This window comes from Candidatus Leptofilum sp. (assembly GCF_965223285.1).
Classification (GTDB): Bacteria; Chloroflexota; Anaerolineae; order Promineifilales; family Promineifilaceae; genus Leptofilum.
In genome coordinates this window covers 1,335,385-1,357,128 of the sequence record NZ_OZ244997.1, presented here as the reverse complement: position 1 = coordinate 1,357,128, position 21,744 = coordinate 1,335,385, and the positions used below count along the sequence as shown (strand labels likewise).

The 21,744-nt window shown below is 51.8% G+C and carries 13 protein-coding genes; 10 read left to right on the top strand and 3 right to left on the bottom strand.

The window, feature by feature from the left end:
• The first annotated feature begins 22 nt into the window (after positions 1 to 22).
• The 4 genes from ACOQPU_RS06335 (at position 23) to ACOQPU_RS06320 (ending at position 5,852) form a co-directional block, all read left to right on the top strand.
• Positions 23 to 2,086 carry an ASKHA domain-containing protein gene (locus ACOQPU_RS06335; RefSeq protein ID WP_420644282.1) on the top strand — a complete coding sequence of 688 codons (2,064 nt, stop codon included), beginning with the start codon at positions 23 to 25 and terminating at the stop codon, positions 2,084 to 2,086.
• Entirely contained in the window at positions 2,086 to 2,781 is a 696-nt protein-coding gene (locus tag ACOQPU_RS06330) for a corrinoid protein (RefSeq protein WP_420644281.1), read from the top strand. Before ACOQPU_RS06335 ends, ACOQPU_RS06330 begins: the two co-directional genes overlap by 1 nt.
• A 44-nt stretch (positions 2,782 to 2,825) precedes the next feature.
• A complete protein-coding gene (locus ACOQPU_RS06325; protein WP_420644280.1) occupies positions 2,826 to 3,734 on the top strand; it encodes a dihydropteroate synthase in 909 nt (302 codons plus the stop codon).
• Positions 3,735 to 3,956: 222 nt separating this feature from the next.
• Positions 3,957 to 5,852 (top strand): formate--tetrahydrofolate ligase, encoded by a 1,896-nt coding sequence (locus ACOQPU_RS06320; protein WP_420644279.1) that lies wholly within the window; start codon positions 3,957 to 3,959, stop codon positions 5,850 to 5,852.
• A 48-nt stretch (positions 5,853 to 5,900) separates the two neighbouring features.
• Here ACOQPU_RS06320 and ACOQPU_RS06315 read toward each other — a convergent pair whose 3' ends face one another.
• Both ACOQPU_RS06315 and ACOQPU_RS06310 read right to left on the bottom strand, forming a co-directional pair.
• Entirely contained in the window at positions 5,901 to 8,636 is a 2,736-nt protein-coding gene (locus tag ACOQPU_RS06315; RefSeq protein WP_420644278.1) for a glycosyltransferase family 39 protein, read from the bottom strand.
• Positions 8,633 to 11,503, bottom strand: coding sequence for an ArnT family glycosyltransferase (locus ACOQPU_RS06310; RefSeq protein ID WP_420644277.1), 2,871 nt, complete (start codon positions 11,501 to 11,503; stop codon positions 8,633 to 8,635). Before ACOQPU_RS06310 ends, ACOQPU_RS06315 begins: the two co-directional genes overlap by 4 nt.
• 213 nt (positions 11,504 to 11,716) lie before the next feature.
• Here ACOQPU_RS06310 and ACOQPU_RS06305 point away from each other — a divergent pair, with 213 nt between their 5' ends.
• Positions 11,717 to 12,868 (top strand): 30S ribosomal protein S1, encoded by a 1,152-nt coding sequence (locus ACOQPU_RS06305; RefSeq protein WP_420644276.1) that lies wholly within the window; start codon positions 11,717 to 11,719, stop codon positions 12,866 to 12,868.
• A 207-nt stretch (positions 12,869 to 13,075) separates the two neighbouring features.
• Positions 13,076 to 15,568, top strand: a complete 2,493-nt coding sequence (locus ACOQPU_RS06300) for an ATP-dependent Clp protease ATP-binding subunit (protein ID WP_420644275.1) — start codon at positions 13,076 to 13,078, stop codon at positions 15,566 to 15,568.
• Between the two features lie 79 nt (positions 15,569 to 15,647).
• Here the strand turns inward: ACOQPU_RS06300 and ACOQPU_RS06295 are convergent, their stop codons facing one another.
• Entirely contained in the window at positions 15,648 to 16,037 is a 390-nt protein-coding gene (locus ACOQPU_RS06295) for a LysM peptidoglycan-binding domain-containing protein (RefSeq protein WP_420644274.1), read from the bottom strand.
• A 373-nt stretch (positions 16,038 to 16,410) separates the two neighbouring features.
• Here ACOQPU_RS06295 and ACOQPU_RS06290 point away from each other — a divergent pair, with 373 nt between their 5' ends.
• The 4 genes from ACOQPU_RS06290 to argC all read left to right on the top strand — a co-directional run bounded on the left by ACOQPU_RS06290 (position 16,411) and on the right by argC (position 21,740).
• The gene (locus tag ACOQPU_RS06290; RefSeq protein WP_420644273.1) at positions 16,411 to 19,068 is read left to right on the top strand and encodes a protein kinase domain-containing protein; all 2,658 of its coding nucleotides are present in this window, start codon (positions 16,411 to 16,413) and stop codon (positions 19,066 to 19,068) included.
• A gap of 578 nt (positions 19,069 to 19,646) precedes the next feature.
• Positions 19,647 to 19,817 (top strand): alpha-aminoadipate/glutamate carrier protein LysW, encoded by a 171-nt coding sequence (locus tag ACOQPU_RS06285; RefSeq protein WP_420644272.1) that lies wholly within the window; start codon positions 19,647 to 19,649, stop codon positions 19,815 to 19,817.
• 1 nt (position 19,818) lies between these two features.
• Positions 19,819 to 20,715 (top strand): lysine biosynthesis protein LysX, encoded by an 897-nt coding sequence (gene lysX, locus ACOQPU_RS06280; protein ID WP_420644271.1) that lies wholly within the window; start codon positions 19,819 to 19,821, stop codon positions 20,713 to 20,715.
• Positions 20,712 to 21,740 (top strand): N-acetyl-gamma-glutamyl-phosphate reductase, encoded by a 1,029-nt coding sequence (argC, locus tag ACOQPU_RS06275; RefSeq protein WP_420644270.1) that lies wholly within the window; start codon positions 20,712 to 20,714, stop codon positions 21,738 to 21,740. Before lysX ends, argC begins: the two co-directional genes overlap by 4 nt.
• Positions 21,741 to 21,744: the final 4 nt, after the last annotated feature.

Below are 21,744 nucleotides of genomic sequence, written 5' to 3'. Positions count from 1 at the left end.
AGCCAATCCACCACACACCTGTATGCATGAGGAAACGACACCAAACCATCTTGTCATTTTTATGCCTTCTGGCCGCCGGGGGCGCATAGCGTCTGGTACCCTTGTTTTGGATGCAGCTCGTCAGCTTGGCGTTGAAATTGAAAGTATTTGCGGCGGGCGGCTGACCTGCAACAAATGCCGTATCCGCGTGGAGGAAGGACAGTTTGCCAAACATGGCATAACTTCTGCCCAAAGCCACCTCACTCCCGCCAGCGACGAGGAAATACGCTTACTAGAAAAGCTGGAGAGCCCCGATTGTCGCCTCTCATGCAATGCCAAAATTGTGGATGACGCCCTCATTTTTGTGCCAGAGGAAAGCCGCGCCCACAAGCAGGTGGTGCGCAAAGCGGCGACTGACCGAATCATTGATTTATTCCCCACCGTGCGGCAGATTTTTGTGGAAGTGGATAATGCAGAATTGGGTGAGCATCGCGGAGATTGGGGTCGTCTGCAGGACGCATTGGCCGCGAAGTGGAATCTGCACAATCTGACCATTGATTTGCCAGTGCTGCGTGAACTGCAAGCCAATTTACGCAAAGGCAAGTGGTCTGTTACCGTAACGCTATGGCAAGAGCGGGAAGTGATTGACGTACAGCCAGGCTACCAGGAAGGGGTGTATGGCCTGGCGGTAGACATCGGCTCTACCACCATTGCGGGTTTCCTCTGCGATTTGCGCACGGGCGAAATTTTGGCTACCGAATCCATGATGAACCCACAAGTCACCTACGGCGAAGATTTGATGAGCCGCATCTCCTTTGCCATGATGCACAATGATGGGCTGGAGAAGATGCATACGGCCGTCATCGAGGCTCTGAATCGGTTAGCCGCCAGTACCGCTCGCGCCGCAGGCATTCGCCAACGGCAAATTCAAGAGGCTGTTATTGTGGGTAACACAACAATGACCCACATTTTTCTGGGCATTAACCCTATTGAACTGGGCGGTGCGCCATTTGCCCTGGCCAATCGGGACAGCATGAACGTAAAAGCGCGTGCGCTAGGTTTGCGGCTACACCGCAGTGCCAACATACACGTACTCCCCGCCGAGGCGGGGCACGTCGGTGCAGACAATGTTGCTGCCCTCATTGCTGAGGAACCATACAACCAGGAGGCTGTGACACTATTGGTGGACGTTGGCACCAATGCAGAAATTGTGCTGGGGAACAAGGCGTGGATGCTCAGTGCCTCCAGCCCCACCGGGCCAGCATTTGAAGGTGCCCAAATCCGGTTTGGGATGCGGGCCGCACCGGGAGCAATCGAGCGGGTTCGCATCGACCCAGAGACGTTAGCAGCGCGTTTTCGCGTCATCGGGGAAGATAGCTGGTCGGATGCGTGGCAAATCGGGCCGCAATTTCCGGTGGAGGCGCAGCCACAGCATTTGGCAGCGGGCATTTGCGGCTCAGGCATCATTGAGGTGGTGGCGGAGATGTTTTTGGCGGGGATTTTATTGCCAGACGGCCGTTTCAACCCCACTTTGCACCATGAACGCATTCGCTGGGACGAGAGGCGAGGGGAATACATTGTGGCCACGGCCGAGCAAACAACCACGGGCAGCCCGATTGTGGTCACCCAGGAAGATGTTCGCAACATCCAGCTTGCCAAGGCAGCCCTGTATGCTGGTACCAAATTGCTGATGAACGAGGCAAAGCTAACGCACGTAGATCGCATTGTGTTGGCCGGAGCATTTGGCAGTTACATCGATCCCAAGTACGCTATGATTTTGGGGCTGATTCATGACTGCGATTTGGCGCAAGTAACGGCCGTTGGCAATGCAGCGGGCGATGGGGCACGGATCGCCTTGCTTAATAAACACAAACGAGAAGAGGCTCAGCGTATTTCTGAATGGGTGAGATATGTAGAAACGGCCGTTCATCCTGACTTTCAGCAAGAGTTCGTGGGGGCAATCCATTTGCCTCATGCCACCGACCCATTCCCCCACCTAAATGGGCTGCTGCCAGACCCTATGCCAAACCTGGAGCTGAATGGAAACGGCCGTCGCAAGCGCAGACGGCGACGCAACAAAAAGATAACGACGAAAGAGGAAAAGTAATGAGCGACGAAGACGAGATCATCCTTGAAGAGCTTTCCATTGAAGAGCTATATGAGCTCATGCACGAAGATTTGTACGACGGCTACGCCGAGGAAATTGAGGAAGAAGTACATGAGGCATTAGGGCGGAACATTGCGCCGTATGAAATCTTGACCAACGGGCTGGTCGCGGGCATGGACATCGTGGGCATTGATTTCCGGGATGGCATCTTATTCGTGCCTGAGGTGCTAATGGCGGCCAAGGCGATGAAGGCAGGGATGGCTATTTTACGGCCGTTGCTGGCCGAAACCGGCGCACCTAAAATGGGTACAATGGTGATTGGCACCGTCAAAGGGGATATTCATGACATCGGCCAAAATCTGGTAAGCATGATGATGGAAGGGGCTGGCTTTGAAGTCGTCAACATCGGCATCAACAACTCGGTCGAAGATTATTTTGCCGCCATCAAGGAACACAATCCAGAGATTCTAGGGATGAGTGCCTTATTGACAACCACCATGCCCTACATGCGCGTGGTCATTAATGCGCTTAAAGAGGAAGGCATACGCGACCAAATAACAGTGCTAGTGGGCGGCGCACCGCTCAACGAAGCGTTTGCCGAGGATATTGAAGCAGATGCCTACTGTCGCGATGCGGCTGTTGCCGTAGAAACCGCCAAAAAGTTCATGGAGATTCGCAAAGCGAAAAACCAGTAGGTCAGTATTGACTGCCCACTTACCCTAAAATCGGGAACAAAACAATGGAAACCATACTAAGTTCAAAAACTAAAACAGTTATTATTGGGCCGGAACGGCCGTTTACCATCATCGGTGAGCGCATCAACCCCACTGGGCGCAAGCTGCTGGCCCGTGAAATGGCAGCGGACAATTACGATCGGGTCATCAAAGACGCGGTGGCCCAAGTAGAAGCAGGTGCCCACATGCTAGACGTGAACGCAGGCATCCCGCTGGCTGACGAGCCAGCCATCCTGGCCAAAGCAATCCAAATTGTGCAGTCCGTAACAGACGTGCCAATTTCCATCGACTCGTCGATTGTAGCCGCCTTAGAGCGTGGACTAGAGGCGTACGAAGGCAAACCGCTGGTCAACTCCGTCACGGGCGAGGAAGAACGGCTGGAGGCTGTCTTGCCGCTGGTGAAAAAACATGGTGCGGCCGTTATTGGCATTTCTAATGATGAAACAGGCATTTCCGAAGACCCGGATGTACGCTTTGCTGTGGCCAAGAAGATTGTGGAACGGGCCATGGATCACGGTATCCCCCGCGAAGACGTCATCATTGATCCGCTGGTAATGCCCATTGGCGCAGTGCGCTATGCCGGTCGGCAAGTATTCCAAATCGTCCACCGCTGCCTCACTGAGCTAAAAGTAAACACCTGCTGCGGTGCCAGCAACGTTTCGTTTGGCTTACCCAATCGCCCGCCGCTCAATGCCCACTTTTTGGCAATGGCCATTTCCCACGGCATGACGTCTGCCATTACCAACCCCATTGAGCATGAAATTAAGCAAGGTATCATGGTAGCCGACGTGATGATGGGCAATGATGAAAACTGCATGGCCTGGATTCAGGCCAATCGCCCCCAAATGAAAGCCAGCACCAAAGAAGAACGGCCGCGTCGTGAACGCCGCCGTCGCCGCCGAGACGCTGGCTAAGAAGTGACGTTTGTTACTTGCTGCATCTGCCAATCTTCCCGACAATATGACCCGTTATCGTAGGGTAATTTGATTAATGGTGAAAAATCAACGGTAGGAGCGTACCTCTATATGCGCCCAAATTAGGGCAGACACGGGGGTCTGCTCTTACCAAAATTCGTTGCCTGTAATAATTTTTAAAATGCAATAAAATTGACCAACAATTTTAAGGAGAAAACCGCTATGCCCCATAAGTTACAAAATTTGAAAACGGCCGTTCCCAGCGACATTGAAATTGCCCAGGAAGCCACCCCGCTACCCATCAGCCAAATTGCTCAAGAAGTAGGCCTGCTGCCCGAAGAGCTTGTGCCTTACGGCGTTGATAAAGCCAAAGTCAAGCTCTCCGTGCGAGATCGGCTGGCTGACCGCCCCAACGGCAAATATATCGACGTAACTGCCATTACACCAACCCCACTCGGGGAGGGCAAGACCACCACCACCGTTGGCCTTAGCCAGGCACTGGGTGCCCATCTAGGCCAAAAAGTATTCACCTGCATCCGCCAGCCCAGCCAGGGACCCACCTTTGGCATCAAGGGGGGCGCGGCCGGGGGTGGCTACAGCCAAATCATCCCCATGGAAGATTTCAACCTGCACCTGACGGGCGACATTCATGCCATCACCGCCGCCAATAACCTGCTGGCCGCCGCTATTGACGTGCGGATGCACCATGAGTCGTATCAAGATGACATGCGGCTCTTCAATGCGCTCTGTCCTAAACAAAAAGACGGCAGCCGCAAAATTGCCCCGGTGCAGATCAAACGACTCAAAAAGCTGGGCATCAACAAAAATGACCCGAATGCGCTAACGGAAGAAGAAATCAGCAAATTCGTGCGCCTAGACATTGATATGGAAACCATCACCTGGCGGCGGGTGGTAGACACCAATGACCGCTTCCTGCGCGGCATTACCATTGGTCGCGGTCCGGCCGAGAAGTTCGAGCGAGAAACCGGCTATGATATTACCGTTGCCAGCGAAATCATGGCCATTTTGGCACTGACCACTGACCTGGCCGACATGCGCGAGCGGTTGGGCAATATGGTCATCGGCCAAAGCAAGGCCGGCGATGCCATTACCGCTGATGATTTGGGCGTGGGTGGTGCGCTCACTGTGCTCATGAAGGACGCCATCATGCCAACCTTGATGCAAACTTTGGAAGGCACGCCTGCGCTGATTCACGCCGGGCCGTTTGCCAACATCGCCCACGGCAACAGCTCCATCGTCGCTGACCAAATTGCGCTCAAGCTGGTTGGACCTGATGGGTATGTCCTCACAGAATCCGGCTTTGGCGCAGACATTGGTATGGAGAAGTTCTTCAACATCAAATGTCGCTACAGTGGGCTAATTCCCAACGCCGTTGTTTTGGTGGCCACAATTCGCGCTCTGAAGATGCATGGTGGTGGCCCTAAAGTGGTGGCGGGACGGCCGTTAGACCCCACCTACACCGAAGAAAACCTGGAGCTTCTGGAAAAAGGGTGTGTGAACATGGTGGCCCACATCGAAAATGCGCTCCGCTTTGGCATTCCCGTTGTCGTTGCCGTCAATCGCTTCAAAGATGATACCGACAACGAAGTTGCTCTGGTTCGCAAAATTGCCCTGGAAGCTGGTGCCGAAGATGCCGTCATGTCCAACCATTGGGCAGAAGGTGGCAAAGGCTCCGTAGAATTGGGCAAAGCTGTGATGGCCGCCTGTGAAAAACCAAGCAACTTCAAGTTCCTCTACGACATGGATGCTACCATCAAGGAAAAAATCGAAACAATCGCCAAACAGATTTATGGCGCAGATGGTGTGGAATATTCAGAGAAGGCTGAAGAGCAGATTGCAGATTACAACCGATTGGGCTTTGATAAATTGCCAATGTGTATGGCCAAAACCCATCTTAGCTTGAGCCATGATCCGGTGCTAAAAGGTCGGCCATCTGGCTTTACGCTGCCGATTCGTGAGATTCGGGCCAGCGTGGGTGCGGGCTTCCTTTACCCACTCGTCGGCACGATGAGCACGATGCCTGGTTTGCCCACACGGCCGTCTTTCTACGACGTTGATCTCGATTTGGAAACCGGAAAAGTAGTAGGCTTGTTCTAACAATCACCTGAGTTGACAGTCACCTTCAGGGTGACTGTCAACTGCATTTCATTCACCAACAACAGTTAGCGGTTCGGGAAGCAGGAACGCATCACGGCCGTCTGGCAGCGTTAGTCGTTCACCTGTAGCTGGATCATACAAACCCACGATGAGTTGCCCCTCGCCCGTGAAGCTCATTTCATGCCAGCGCAGTTGGTGGGCATCTTCGATGTATTCCCCCTCAACCCAGCCGGTGGTGGGGCGGAAGCCGTTGTCGGGGGCGGCATCGTGTTGGGCAACGAGACGGCCGTCTTCCACCGCCAAAAGTTGAGCAAACACCATATAGCTCACCGGTTCCCCCGTACCTAGTGCCTGCCAATACAGCGTCAGCGGGATCGGCTGACCCGCAGGCACCTGTGCCGCAGGCGGATCAACCCCCACCAGCCGGGCTACATCGCCAAAAGTCACATCGAGCGGCACTTGCGGCGTCGGTGGCACAAACGACCTCTCATCCACAATAATTTCTACTTCGCCGAGAACAAAGCTGGCATCGCCCAATTCCACAAAAAGAGTTGCTTCGCCAGAAACGGCCGTTGGCGGCACAATCAACAAACGCTGTTCCCAAACAAACTCATCCGGTTGCCACAAATTAGTGGGATATTGCCCTTGGGCGGGCGCGTTACCATCCTGCACCAGCGGCTGACCATCCTGCATCAACACAAAATTTGGTCGCAAATTGGGCAAAAACTGGCTACTTTGCCAACCCAGCTCCATTTCCAGACTTTGCCCAGGGCGCAAAATTGAATTGCTTAGCAAAACATGGGTTAGCTGCAAGCCATCTGCTAGCTGATGTGGCTCTGGCAGCGGCAGGTACGGATGCTCTGCGCCATAAACGTGTGATTGGTTTGGCAACGGCCGTTCCACCTGCACCTGCCCCAACAGTACATTTTGTCCCTGCGGTGCCCCCAAGCTGTCGATGAAGTCCAACGTTTGCACCTCCCCCTGCACAATGTAAACACGCAGGTTCACGTCATAGGTCAACGGTGGCGTGCCGCGCTTAAACGGCACAAAATGGTAGGTGGTCACAATTTCGCCTACGTCCCAACGGTTGGTAGCACGACCGTTTGGCGATACTAACTGATCATCTCGCTCACCCAGTTCCAGACCTGTACCGTCCGTCACGTCCAGCACAATTGAATAGTTGTGAGTCACAGAGGCCAGTAGCTGCCATTGCAGAGCCACTGTCACCCCGTCGTCTGCGGTGGCGGTGGGAACGACCCAGCTTCCCAAAAAGGCAATATCGCCAAAACGGCCGTCCTGTGGCAGCAGTTCCGGTTCAGTGACGGGGCGATCCAGCCGATACTGGCTCAATGTTAAATCGTCCACCCGCCATCGCTGCACCAAATTGCCTGCACTTTCCAAAGCAAAGGGCACCATCCCCTGCCAATCGTAAAAATTATCGGCATAATCAACTGTAAAAACCTGCGCTGTGTCAGCTGTCCAGGCAGCCAAATCCCGCCAAGATTGTTCCTGGTGGAAGGCATTGGCCATCTGAACTGGCGTGCCGCCCTCGTACACAAACGGCAGGCTCCAATCGGTTAGCGGCACCAAAATCAGGTCAGATGGCTCGGCTTCAGCCTCCAAAATGGCACCGATTTGGCGCATGTCGTCTTTGGCAAAGGCGGGATCAAAAAAGTAATGCTGCAAGCCCCAGCCTATGACCCAGAAGAAAAGAACGGCCGTTACCAAACGCATCCCATTCGCCAAAAAGGCCGGCAGCGTGCGCGCATCCAGGCGAGGCGTAAGCAAATAGGCCAGCAGCAGCAAAAAACCGTAGGCAAACATAGAAATGTAGCGTGGATGGGAAAATGAGCGCAGCAGCCAAAGCGAAAAACCGAAAAAGAGCGGCAGCAGCCAAACCGCACCCAGCCACACCCCCCACCGATTTTGTCGCTGTAGCCAAACCCACACCAGCAGCAGCGGGATCAGCACAATCAGGCCAATGGCGGCTAGCTGAACGCTTGGCTCTGCCAGCACATTCACCAAGCCAGTGAGGTGAAAGCCCCACACCTGCGGCAGCACAAAATCCCAGGCGGGCGGCTGATCCGAGATGTTGCCCAGGTTGCTGGTTGCCTCTCCACCGAGACGATTGAGGAGAACGGCCGTTACCCACGGCAAACTTGCCAATCCCACCCCTAGCTGCACCTTGAACCACTCCCAAAAGCGCGGCTTCTGCCAAAAGATGAGCAGCAACCAGCCATTCACAAAAATAAGCAGAAAGAGCGAATTGTAGTGTAGATGCAACGCCAGCCATTCAGCAAAACCCAACGCCAGCCAGGTACGGCGCGTGGGTTGTTCCCAGGCGACGCGGTGAGCCAGCAGCAAAATTAGCAGGTAGGTCAGAGGCAAAAAAGCGTAAACGCGTACCTCCTGCCCGTACACCACGGAGAGTGACCATACGGCCGTTAGCACCATGCCAATAACGGCCGTTCGCCGCCCAAACCAATCTCGCAGCACCCCGTACAACAGCACCACCTGCAAAAAGCTAGCCAGCACAGAGAAGAATCGCGCCGCAAATGGTGTCGTGCCCGTGAGCGACACCCAAATTTTTAGCAAAAAAAAGTAAAGCGGCGGGTGAATGTTGGCCGCCCGATTGGCCGCAATTTCAGCAAAGCTGGACGTCGCCAGATGCAAGCTGATCCCCTCATCCCACCACAAACTCTGGCCATCCAGCAAAAATAGGCGCAGCCAAAAAGCTGGCAACAAGATCAACAGCAGTAAAAGCAACCGTTGCAGCTTACTCATCGACCCACCACTTCCAGCGGCAGTACAAATTGGTCACCGGGCAGCGTCGTGCCGTCCTCCGCCGCGATGGGCAGGCGCAGGCCGTTGGCTGGCGGGTACAGCCCCAGCACAATTTGGTAGCGACCCAGCGGCGCATCTTCTGGCAATTGGATGGCATATTCGTCGATGATCACCTGCCCGGCAGCCCAGGTGTTGCTGGGCAAGCCACCCGGCCATTGATCCCCCTGCACGACAATCTGCCCGTCTGGCCCCACCAAATGTACAAAGGTGGAGAAAATTTCGTCTGGCTGGCGATCCGCCCGCCAGTAGAGGGTTAGTTGAACGTGATCACCGGGTACGGCCGTTCCGGTCTGCAAATCATACCCATGCAGGTTAACCAAATCGCCAAAGCGCAGCAAAATGGGTTGGCCAATCTCATCAGGTAAGCTGAATAGGCGGTCGGGTGACACCACATTAATTGGGCCTAAATTGATGGGAGCTGAAAGGGAACGGCCGTTTTCAGCCACAATCTCGACACGCAAATCGTATGCTCCCGCCGCAAATTCTGCCGGAAACGCCACACGATATTTTTCGTGAATGACCTGCCCGGCCTGCCACGAGCCAGTTTCAAAGCGACTCAAGGGAAGCATTGTAATCGGTAAATCATTGGCCCAGAATTGAAGCTGAAGATTGGCAGGCAGATCGGCCATCCCTTGCCAAAACAAATCCACTGAGAATTGGCCCGCAGTCAGCACGCTTTCCGGCAAATTGCGCTGCCCCAAAAAGAACAAATTGCGCGCCAGTAGCGGCTGCGGCTCTGCTTCCAGTGCCAACATCTCAGTTTGGAAGAGCGGTAGCGGAGCTAAATTCAGTTCTGCAACGGTTTGTACGACTCCAGCAAAACGGCCGTCTGCCTCCACCACCGGCAGCTGTGCCCCACTTTCATCTGAAAAAAGAGTCATCTCCACACGATATTGAGCCGGTGGCAAACCCAATGGCAGCGCAAGCGGGTACCGCCAAACTGGCTGCTCATCCAACTGCCAATGCTCCGGGTAAAAATAAACTTCGTTCAGCAGCGGCATTTCCATTTGGGACCACAACTGGTCGTTTTCATCGAGTAAACGCACCTGTACGTTGAAACGGCCGTCCGTTGGCTGCACCAACTGCCACTGCAAAAAAACATCCAGCTGGTCATCCTGAACGGCCGTTCCCGCCGCCAGTAACATAATCTGCCCACCAAACTGACTATTTTGCGCCTGCCAGTCAATTTCTGGCTCAACCGGATTGTCTACACGAAAAACCCGCGCCTGCGCCTGCCCATCGTAGCGAACGGTGTGGAGCAGCGTTTGACCAGAACGAAGATGTTGCGGACCAAACTGAGCATCTTGATATCCTGTCAATGTTTCCACCACGTAATCGGCCGATTGCCAATTATCGCCGTCACGCAAAATCGTCTTACCTGGAAAATAGGGAGCAAAGGCAGGACCGATGCCTGCTACGGCCGTTTTCTCTGCTGCCCCAGGTTGTTCCGCCAGCCATTGCGCGGCGGCACTCACCCCCTCACCCCAGCCCAAGGGCATGACATATTTTGCCATGAATTGCCCACCAACAAGCGGATTGTAAGCATTGAGCAGGTAGGGAACGGCCGTTCCCACATAAACCAATGCCACCAACGCCCCACCAATCATGAAAGGCTTCGCCCAAGACGGCCGTTTTTGCAGCAGCTGATTCCAGCCAACAGCCCCCAGCAAAAAGAGCATTGGCAATGCTGGCAATAAGTAACGATCATACTTTTTAGTTGCTAAACTGAGCATGAGAATGAAAAAGATGGGCCAGGAGATTGCCAAAATAGTGTGCGGCCGTTGCCACCACTTGTTGGCTCGGTACTGCCAACCAAACCAACCTCCCAGCAGCAAACCCAGCAAAACCAGTGGATTCAGCCGAAAGAGTAGCGCCATCGGGTAGAAAGCAGGCCCATGCGCCTGGTGCACGCTGCCCATAAAAAAGGTTGGCGGCAGCACCTCCTCCGTCTCATGCAAAATTGTGCCAATGATTGTTTGGTAACTGCCAACTGGGTCGCTCCACAAGGCAGGCAGCAGTACAAATTGAGCAAGCACCATCGCCAATAACCAAACCAGCCCCAGCAATACCAACTTGCGCCATTGGCTCCACCAGACCAGCAAGCCTACACTAAACGACAACCCTACAAACGGCAGCAGCGTCAGCCCGGTTGATTTTGCCAAAATGGCACAGCCCGCCGTCGCGCCAGAAACGGCCGTCATGCGCCAATCAAATTTCTTCACATTTGTGAACAGTTGCGCCAACGCCAGCAGAGAAATTGTACTGAATGTGGTCATCAAACCATCGACATGCAGCAAGCCAGACAAGCCCGCTACAAATGGATCAAGTGCCAGCAACCCAATGGTCGCCAACGCAGCCCAATCGCCCACCAATCGCTGCGTCAGCCAAAAAACGGCAACCAACCCTAAACTGTTGGCCGCCGCCATAGCCATCCGCCCCGCGCTCAAAAAAGTAGCCAGCTTAGGGAATGCGGCCGTATTTTCCGGTGACAGCCAGGCGAGGTGGGTAATCCACTCGTATGCAGCCAGGTCAGACGGCCGTAGCCAAAGCTGCACTTGAAGCCCCAAAGCACCCAGCCAGGTCGTTAACACACCAGGATGCCCCGTTGTTAATGTTGCCTCCCACTCACTTTGCCCTAACGCCTGATGAAACAATACCGACCGATGCACCCAATTAAGCTCGTCTGGCGTGATGTAGCTGCCTAAAGCCAATAACCGAGGCAATAGTGCGGCCAAAAATATCAAAAGCGCAAGCACCATGGTTTGGCGAGAAAAGAACGGCCGCTGCCGCTGCAAGAACAGGTTCATTCCCGTAATCATATCGTAAAGCGGGTCAGGTGAATACTCATTTGGCAAGGGATAGCTGTGTAGAAACGGCCGTTAGCTACCTGGACGTCAATAACCCAATAGATACCATATGAACATCATTAACAGGAGTAATGTTATATTGCCAGCAACATTAAACTCAGTATAATCGGGGAAAATGCCCTAGTGGTAAATTGAAAGTGAGGACGAAGAGTTTTGAGTGACAATGTAGCAAATTTAGGAGGGGGCGAACAAAGCCACCCAATGGAATTCCTTTTGGCCGAGGAATTAAACTTACCCACAACTGGCGAAACACGGCAAGGATGGGTAATTGAGCATCGAAATAATGCAATCTTGATCGATATTGGGGCGAAGTCAGAAGGTGTCATTGCCGGTTCCGAATTACAGCAAATGGATGAAGAAACCCGCGAATTGCTGGCTGTTGGTAATGAGGTATCAGTATACATCGTCAATACAGAAGACCAGCATGGCAACGTAATCGTCTCTTATGCAAAAGCTGCAGAAGAACTGGATTGGAACAAAGCCGAAGAGCTGATGTCATCCCAGGATGTTTATGAGGGCAAAGTCATTGGCCAAAACAAAGGTGGCCTGTTGGTAAAATTAGGTCAACTGCGTGGCTTTGTGCCTAATTCCCAGATTAGCCGCCGCCGCAATGATGGCGACAAACAAAATGGCAAACTTACCAACAGCATGATCCAAACCAAAGTCATTGAGGTGGATCGTAAGAGAGGCCGTTTAATATTATCCGAAAGAGCTGCTGAAAAAGAGGCCCGCCAAGCCAAACGTGCTGAAATTTTAGGCAAGCTCAACGAAGGTGATGTTTTGAAGGGCCGCGTTATCAACTTGGCTGACTTCGGGGCATTTATCGACGTTGGCGGCGTTGAAGGCCTTGTACATCTATCAGAATTAAGCTGGAAGCGCGTTAATGCACCGGCTGACATTTTGGAAGTTGGGGATGAAGTTGAGGTTTACGTCCTTAACATTGATCAAGATCGTGAACGGTTGGCACTCAGCCTGAAGCGAATGGAGCCTGATCCCTGGACCATCATTGATGAATATTACTCCGTTGGGCAACTGCTAGAAGCAACCATTACAAAAATTACAAAGTATGGGGCATTTGCGCGACTAGATGATGATTATGCATTGGAAGGCCTAATCCATATCTCAGAATTATCTGAGAATCACGTGAATCATCCGCGAGATGTAGTACAACCGTCCCAGACGGTCACAATCCGCATTATTCGCGTGGACAAAGATCAACGACAGTTGGGTTTGAGTATAAAACAAGTTGTTTCTGACAAATTCGTTGAAGCAGACCTGGAGAAATTGACAACTATCCAGGAGTAGTCGGAAATAGTGGGGAGCCGATAACAGCTTTTAAAACCGGTTATCGCCACTCATACTGGAAAGTTGTTCACCCAGTCTGCAATCACGAATTTCAATGACCTATTCGCAAATTGAACCCTAAATTTGCGAATAGGCGCAGAACAACCATTTGATTCATAAGATTACAAATCAAAGTCGAATGGTTGTCAAGAACCGAGGTGAGCACGGGTGAACTCTAAAAATTGGGAACGTTTTACACAACGCGCCAGACGCGTTCTGAGTTTGGCTCAAGAAGAAGCCGAGCGTTTAAATCATAACTATATTGGCAGCGAGCATGTTCTTATTGGCTTGCTGCGCGAAGAAGGCGGCGTTGCGGGCCGCGTGCTGCGCGAGCTTGGTTTAGATGCAGTACGCGTCCAGGCAATGGTCGAACGATTATCAGGTGGCCCGGGTACCAGAACCCCCTTCACCAAAATCGAACTTTCCCCAAGTACCAAACGTGTTTTGGAATTGGCAGTTGAAGAAGCCCGTCGCATGGGCCAGCATTACATCAGCACCGAACATTTGCTGTTGGGGCTAGCCCGGCAAAACGAGGGTCTAGCCATTGACGTTTTGCGCAAGTTTGGCATTAGTGCAGAGCAAATTCGGCGCCAAACCCGCCGCATGCTGCGCGAAAGCCCCGTGGCGGCCAGTGAAAGCAGCAGCTCTACCCCCCGTCGTTCAGCTAAGAAAGAAAAAAGCAAAACGCCCATGGTGGATCAATTGGCAACCGACTTGACAGCTCTGGCAGAAGAGAACAAGCTGGACCCAGTCATTGGCCGCAGCATGGAAATTGAGCGCGTTATTCAAATCTTGGCGCGTCGCACCAAGAATAATCCTGCGCTCATTGGTGAACCGGGTGTTGGTAAAACTGCAATTATCGAAGGTTTGGCACAGCGCATTATAGACGGCCGTGTGCCAGATATTCTCCATAACAAACGGGTTTTGCAATTGGACGTGGGTAGCCTAGTTGCCGGCACCATGTATCGAGGTCAGTTTGAAGAACGCCTCAAGCGCGTCATTGAAGAACTAAAATCTAGCGATGCCATCATGTTCATCGACGAAGTACATATGCTGGTTGGTGCTGGTTCGGCTGGCAGCTCAGTGGACGCTGCCAACATTCTTAAGCCAGCGTTAGCTCGTGGTGAATTACAAACCATTGGTGCTACCACGTTGGAAGAGTATCGCAAGTATATTGAAAGTGACGCTGCTTTGGAACGCCGGTTCCAGCCAATTCATGTGGATGAACCAACGCCTGAAGAAAGTATTGAAATATTGCATGGCATTAAGGGTGCTTATGAAAAACACCATAATCTGTTTATTACCGAAGAAGCAATTGAAGCGGCCGTTAACCTTTCTACACGGTATGTCACTGACCGCTTTTTGCCAGACAAGGCTATTGATCTAATTGATGAAAGTGCCTCTCGAGTTCGCATGTATCGGGTGCCGCAGCCTGCGGACATTCGTGAAGCATACGATACACTGCGGGACATCCGCACCGAACGAAAAATTGCCGAAGACGAAAGCCGCACCGAAGATGTGATGCATTTGAACGAGCGCGAAGAAGAGATTCAGCGTCAGCTGGATCAGCTGCGAGCGGGCAGTTCTGAAGAAGAGAAATCGGTTAGCGTCACAGCCGAAGATATTGCTGAAGTGTTATCTATGTGGACGGGCATTCCGATTTACCAATTTACCCAGGAAGAGTCTGCTCGGCTGTTGGAAATGGAAGAGGAGCTGCATAAACATATTGTGGGTCAGGGTGAAGCCATTGAAGCCATTGCCAAGGCCGTTCGACGTGCCCGGGCAGGCTTAAAAGACCCACAACGCCCAATTGGTTCTTTCATTTTCCTGGGGCCGACAGGTGTTGGTAAAACCGAATTGACCAAAGCGTTGGCCAAATTCTTGTTTGGCAGTGAAGATGCTTTGGTTCAGCTAGACATGTCTGAATTTATGGAGCGGCACAACGTTGCTCGCCTAGTTGGTTCACCCCCAGGGTATGTCGGGTATGAAGATGCAGGGCAATTGACGGAAGCAGTGCGAAGACGGCCGTATTCCATTGTTGTCTTTGATGAAATTGAAAAAGCACATCCAGAAACCTTCAACATCTTGCTGCAAATTATGGAAGAGGGCCATTTGTCTGACGCCAAAGGTCAGAAGATTAATTTCCGCAACACCATCATCATCATGACCTCTAATGTGGGTGCAGACACGATTCGTCGTGGTCCAAACCTCGGTTTTGCCTTCCAACGGGATGATGCTCAGGTTGAGCAAGAGCAGCACCAAGAGATGCGCAAGACGCTGATGGATGAGCTAAAACGACAGTTCCGCCCTGAGTTTATTAACCGGGTCGATAGCATTGTCGTATTCCGGCAGCTTTCTAAAGATAATATTCGTGAGATTGTAGATATCATTCTTGGGGAAGTAAACGAGCGGCTGGTTGAACATGAACTTTCCATCAGTGCTACGGATGCAGCCCGCGACTGGCTGGGTGAACACGGCTACGATGCTGAGTTTGGGGCCCGTCCTCTGCGTCGGCTCGTACAGACAGAGGTGGAAGACCGTTTATCTGATGCGGTTTTGGCAGGTCACTTCACTAATGGTGATGTTGTCTTCATTGATGTGAAAGAAGATGAAATTGTATTGAAGCAGGAAGAAGAAACGGCCGTACCCGCCACCTCATAATTAAATTCACAAATAAACCTAAGATCAAAAAAGCCCCGGCATTGTGCGTGCCGAGGCTTTTCTTTTTGTTGGTAGTCAACTATTCACAGGCAGGGATATAAAGCACCTGTCCTACTTTAATTAAATGATAGTTGAAAATCCGGTTTGAATCTGCCAAAAACTTGGTATCTACACCATACTTGGCCGCAATTTGGCCCATTGTTTCACCAGCCTGCACGATGTGCAAGGTACGGGTACTCACTGGCGAAATATGGCCTGCGCGCCCCATTGGTTCTGGCGTAAACGTTGGGGGCAGTGTAGGCGTTGCCGTTACTTCAACCCGAGGCACTTCCTCTTCTTCATCTGGAGAGTTATTGTCCTGGGCAACTTCATTATCTTCACCGCTGCCGCCACCACCGATACCCGGTAGCTGAGAACAAGCAACTGTTGCCAATGCAAGAAGCAAAATAAAAAGCAAGATTTTACGCATGATATCTCCTCATTTGTCTCACAGAAGTCACATCCCTAAAGACTCCTGCTAGAAAAATGCCCCAGCTCACTCTGGGGTACTACAAAATGCAGAAATTTTACGTGGCAGATTTTGATCAGTTAAACATAATCTTAAACATTATAACAGAGACAACACAATTTTTGAAGAAGCAATAATGACCTTAAGGTAACATACCATACTTAAACTGATTTAAGCTGTCAAAAAAGATTTTTGAATAGCATAAAATTCTCGCAAAGTTTCTGACTATCCTCTCTTTTTGCCAACATTTTAGGACGGATGTACTAAACATTGGCGTGAATAAGCCGCAAATACCCATTGTGTCCCGTGCAGCCGCATTACTATAATTTGCTTGATGATACCTAAAACGATCGGTCGTTACCGAATCAAAGCAGAACTCGGTCGTGGCGGGATGTCAACAGTGTACCTGGCACACGATCCACGTTTTGAGCGGGATGTTGCCATCAAACTGCTGCCTCTCGAGTTACTCCACCAACCCACCTTCCGTCGCCGTTTTGAACGAGAAGCCAAGGTCGTTGCTTCTTTGGATCACCCTGCCATCGTACCTGTCTATGATTTTGGCGAAGAGAAGGGGCAGCCTTTCCTGGTCATGCGGTTCATGACGGGTGGCTCTTTAGGGGAACGTCTGAAGCAGGGAGCAATTTCCATTGCAGAATCCGCCCGTGTGATGACCAAACTGGCACCCGCCTTGGACGAAGTTCACGCTCACGGGGTGATTCACCGTGATCTCAAACCCAGCAATATTCTCTTTGATCAGCGAAATGAACCGTATATTTCTGACTTTGGCACGGCCAAGCTGAAGTATGCCCATACTAAGTTGACAGACACCGGGGGTGCAGTAGGAACGCCTGCTTATATGAGTCCAGAACAAATTCAAGGCGATTCTGAGCTGGACGGCCGTTCCGACATTTATACACTTGGGGTGATTCTATTTGAAATGCTTACCGGTAAACACCCGTATCAAACCAACACCCCTATAGCAGTGGCTGTAAAGCATATGTTTGAGCCAGTGCCCAGCCTGCAAGAGATGGAGCCACACCTACCGCCTGCTTGCCAAGAACTCATTGTAAGGGCAATGGCCAAACAAAAAGAGCATCGGTTTAGAACGGCCGTTGAGTTTGCCCAATCATTAGAGAAAGTTTCTGGGACAGTTGAAGATACTCATAAATTGACGCTGGCTGAAAAAGCACCCGGCCAACGCTATGCGCTCATTATTGCCAATTATGAATATGATGATCCAACGCTGTCACAGCTAATCAAACCAACCGCAAACATCCATACCCTGGCGTACGTGCTGCAAAATCCGACTGTAGGTGGTTTTGTAGAAGTAAACACCCTTATCAACGAATCAGCCGATGGCGTGCGTCGCGCCATCTCCCAATTTTTTGCGGATCGCAATGAGGATGATCTGTTGCTGCTCTACTTTATGGGGCATGCGGCACTCGGCACCCGTGGGCAACTTTATCTAACAGTAAAAGATACCGAACACGAACTGCTAAGAGGTACGGCTATTCCCGCCCGCTTTATTGCCGATGAGATGGATAACAGTGCATCTGAAGAGCAAATTCTGGTCATGGATTGCTACTATAGCGACACGGTACCCTCTGAATCAGTGGGCAATGTGGGTCGAGATGTGAATACGTCTGATACGTTTGCCCACAATGGGTTCAAGCGGGTTGTGGTCACCGCTAATGACAGTACGCAATACAATTGGGCAAAAGGGAACGTTCAGGGCAATGCGGAGCCGTCTTTGTTTACCGAGCATTTTGTGCAGGGGCTACTAAGTGGCGCAGCAGATTCTGACCACGATGGCAAAATTACCATTGATGATCTATTTGCCTATGTGAAGCAGCAGCTTACCGCAACGACAAGTGACAAACCATCGCAGGTACCCCGCAAATGGGTACCATATGCATACCAGGATGCCTCTGATTTAGTCATCGCCTGCAATCCAAATTATGAAATTGCCCAGGCAGCTGAGCTGGAACATGCCTCTGTCGTTGCGTCAAATCCAGATAAGGCCAAGCGAAAGCTGATGAAACGGCCGTTTCCCACCTTCAAACAGATTTCCCGGCAACCTGCCTTGTGGCTAGTTAGTTTAGCTCTATTGGCAATCGTTTTTACGATATTGCTGGCAGGTCCACCGTGGCAAGTTGGTGCAGAGGCTTTGGCTAGCAACACAACCAACACGGGTACGGCAGCAGTTGCCCAAAACACCTCAACCGATTTGGCAGCTGCAACAAGCAACATCTCTGTGGCGGCAGAGACAGGGACGTTGGCTACGGAAATGCCAACCAACCCACCGCCCACATCCACAAACCAACCAACGCAAACGGCCGTTGCCAACCCAACCGTCTCCAGTTCACCTACTCCCACTGCCGAGCCAACCAGTGAACCTACCGCGACGGCAGTTATAGCAGCCAGCGAAGGTGAACTATCCCAGACCAGAGCACTGCTTTCTTCCAGCTTGTACATCAGCCCAGACAGCAACTCACAGGAAATTACATTTATTGGCGTAGATGAAATTGTTACAGTGTTAGGACGATCCGAATTTGGCGACTGGCTCTATGTACAAAATGAAGCTGGGCAAGAAGGCTTTGTTTATCGGCCACGGCTGGATTGGGAGGGCGAATTTCAGGTATTAACCATCGTGGCGGGAACGGCCGCCACCAACACCACAGTTAGCTCTAGCAACAGTAATTGCGCAGGCGGCAGTTGCCCCATGCTGACGATGAATCTATACCCATTACCGGGCACACGCTGCGAAGCTGATGGAAAATATCGGGCTGTTTTCATTGAGGGCATTGGGGGAAACGGCCGTTACACATATTACTGGAACGACCAAAAAGTTGGTGGGCCTATCGGCGAAGGCTTTGCTTTTGAGGTCAGCAGCAGCGATGGTTCGGCCGTTATTGGCATGGGCAAAATTGTTTCTGAAGACGGGCAAACGGTGGAGCGAGAGTTATTTGTCTCTGATTTCACCTGCAATTAGGCAAGCTGCACAAATAATCCAACGCCTTTTCTATATTAAATTGTAAGTTGACAATCCAAAAGCATGAGGATACACTGCCGCCTCATGAGAAACATTTCCAGCACAGCCCCAGCCATCAAGAAGGCAAAGAAGCAAAACGGAGACCGATGCGTCATCTGGTAGTTGTGCTCGCCTAAAAAGATTTTTACAGCGCCCCACCAATGACGGTGGGGCGTTTTTTATTTCCTAAACCATTACCAAACCTCCCGAAGGCTTCACCCAAAAGCCCCATCAACAACAAACCTTCGTGAAGTGCAATTAATGAACTACCCCGCTGCAAGCAGACGGGGTATCAAAGCCAAAAAGCATTCTTTTCGCCACAAGTAGCGGGGCATTCAATCCCTTTAGGATAAATAAAATGAACGAACAAATCATCATCAAGAAGCAAATCAAGAAGAACAAGCCAGATCATTTCTGGTGAGTCTTGCTTGCTACGAACTTCTTGCAAGAAACGTCTTTTAGGCGGACTTACCAGAAACAGGTAAGTCCGCTTTTTTTATTTTTGGCTAAATAGCCGCAAACAACCGGAGGCTTAAATCATGGAAAATGTAAATTGTGTGGAATGTGCAGGTGATGTAGCAATCGCGGATGACGTGATGATTGGCGAAATTGTGGAATGCCCAGAATGTGGAGCAGAGTTAGAGGTGGTCAACAACAATCCGGTCTCGCTGGCCCTTGCGCCAGAAGTTGAAGAAGATTGGGGGGAGTAACATGCGCGTTGGCATTCTTTTTTCACGAATTCGGCTCGAAGAAAAGCTCATCGTGCAAACTTTGGAAGCACGTGGTGTCTCATTTGACATGATAGATGTACGCAACGCGATATTTGATTTAGCAGACCCGTCACCCTGGCAACAATATGATGTCATTTTAGAGCGTTGCGTGAGCCATTCGCGGGCACAGGCGGCACTGCAAATTTTGGACAGCTGGGGGATTCCATGCGTGAATAATGCCCATGTAGCCCAGGTGTGCGGCAGCAAGCTGGAAACATCGCTGGCATTGGCTGCCGCTGGCGTACCGATGCCCCAAGTGAAAATTGCCACCACAGAAGCCGCCGCGCTGGAGGCGATTGATGAGATGGGCTACCCGGTTGTGTTAAAACCGGCTGTTGGCTCCTGGGGCCGGTTACTGGCCAAGGTGAACGATCGGGAAGCGGCTGAAGCAATTTTGGAGCATAAAAGCACGCTTGGTTCCTACCAACACTCAATTTTTTACATTCAGGAGTATATTGCCAAACCGGATCAGGACATTCGCAGCTTTGTGGTGGGGAATGAGACGATTTGCGCCATCACACGCCACGCAGCCCATTGGATTACCAACACTGCACGGGGTGGCACGGCCGTAAATTGCCCCATCACGCCAGAATTGGATTTTCTGTCACGAGCGGCAGCCCGCGCAGTAGGCAGCGGTGTGGTGGCAGTGGATTTGCTGGAAGATGCAAACGGCCGTCTCCTGGTCAATGAAGTCAATTACACCATGGAGTTCCGCAACAGCATCCAGCCCACCGGTGTGGATATTCCGGGGCGAATTGTGGACTACCTGCTGCAAGTTGGTGAAAGCCTGGCGGAACGGCCGTTGGTTACGGCCGTTCCCAACGGAGTCGCAACATGACCATCAGCGTATCCATAGTGGGCGGCTCCGGCTATGTTGGCGGCGAACTGCTCCGGCTGCTGCTAGGCCACCCTCATGTAGCTGTGCAGCAAATCACTTCACAGCAGCACGCGGGACGCTTTGTGCATGGGGTGCATCCTAATTTACGCGGCGCCACGCGACTCAAATTCAGCCCTATCGAGGCACTGGAGCCATGCGATCTGCTATTTTTGGCCCTGCCGCACGGCCGTGCTGCTGAACAAATCGAATCGTTTGTCAATTTGGCAGAGCGCATCATTGATCTCTCGGCCGACTTTCGCCTGAATGATCCGGCAGCGTATGAAGCATGGTACGGCAGTTCTCACACCGCCCCCGGATGGCTCAGCAAATTTGTCTACGGTCTGCCAGAGCTACACCGTGCTGAACTGAAAGAAGCGCGCTACGTCAGCGGCGTTGGCTGCAACGCAACGGCGGTTAATCTGGCACTGCTGCCTTTAGCACGTGAAGGGCTCATCCAGCAGGCGGTCATCGAGGTGAAGGTAGGCTCGTCTGAGGGCGGCAACAGCTTTAGCGCTGCCAGCCACCACCCGGAACGAAGCAGAGCATTGCGCTCCTTTGCGCCCACAGGACACCGCCACCAGGCAGAAATGATTCAGGAACTTGGTGAATTTGATCTGCATTTTTCGGCAACGGCCGTTGAACTGGTGCGCGGTGTTTTGTGTACGGCGCACGTTTTTTTGAGCCAGAATTTAGATGAAAAAGAGGTGTGGCAGCTCTATCGAACAACATACAGAAATGAGCCTTTTGTACGTATTGTCAAGGAGCGCAAAGGTATCTACCGCTACCCAGAACCCAAAATTTTGGCAGGCAGCAACTTTTGCGACGTGGGCTTTGCCAAAGATCAACGGAGTGGTCGGCTCGTGGTGCTGAGTGCCATTGACAATTTGATGAAGGGAGCGGCGGGAACGGCCGTTCAGGCCATGAACCTAATGCTGGGCTACCCAGAAACAACGGCTCTCACCTTCACCGGCCTGCACCCAATCTAAAATC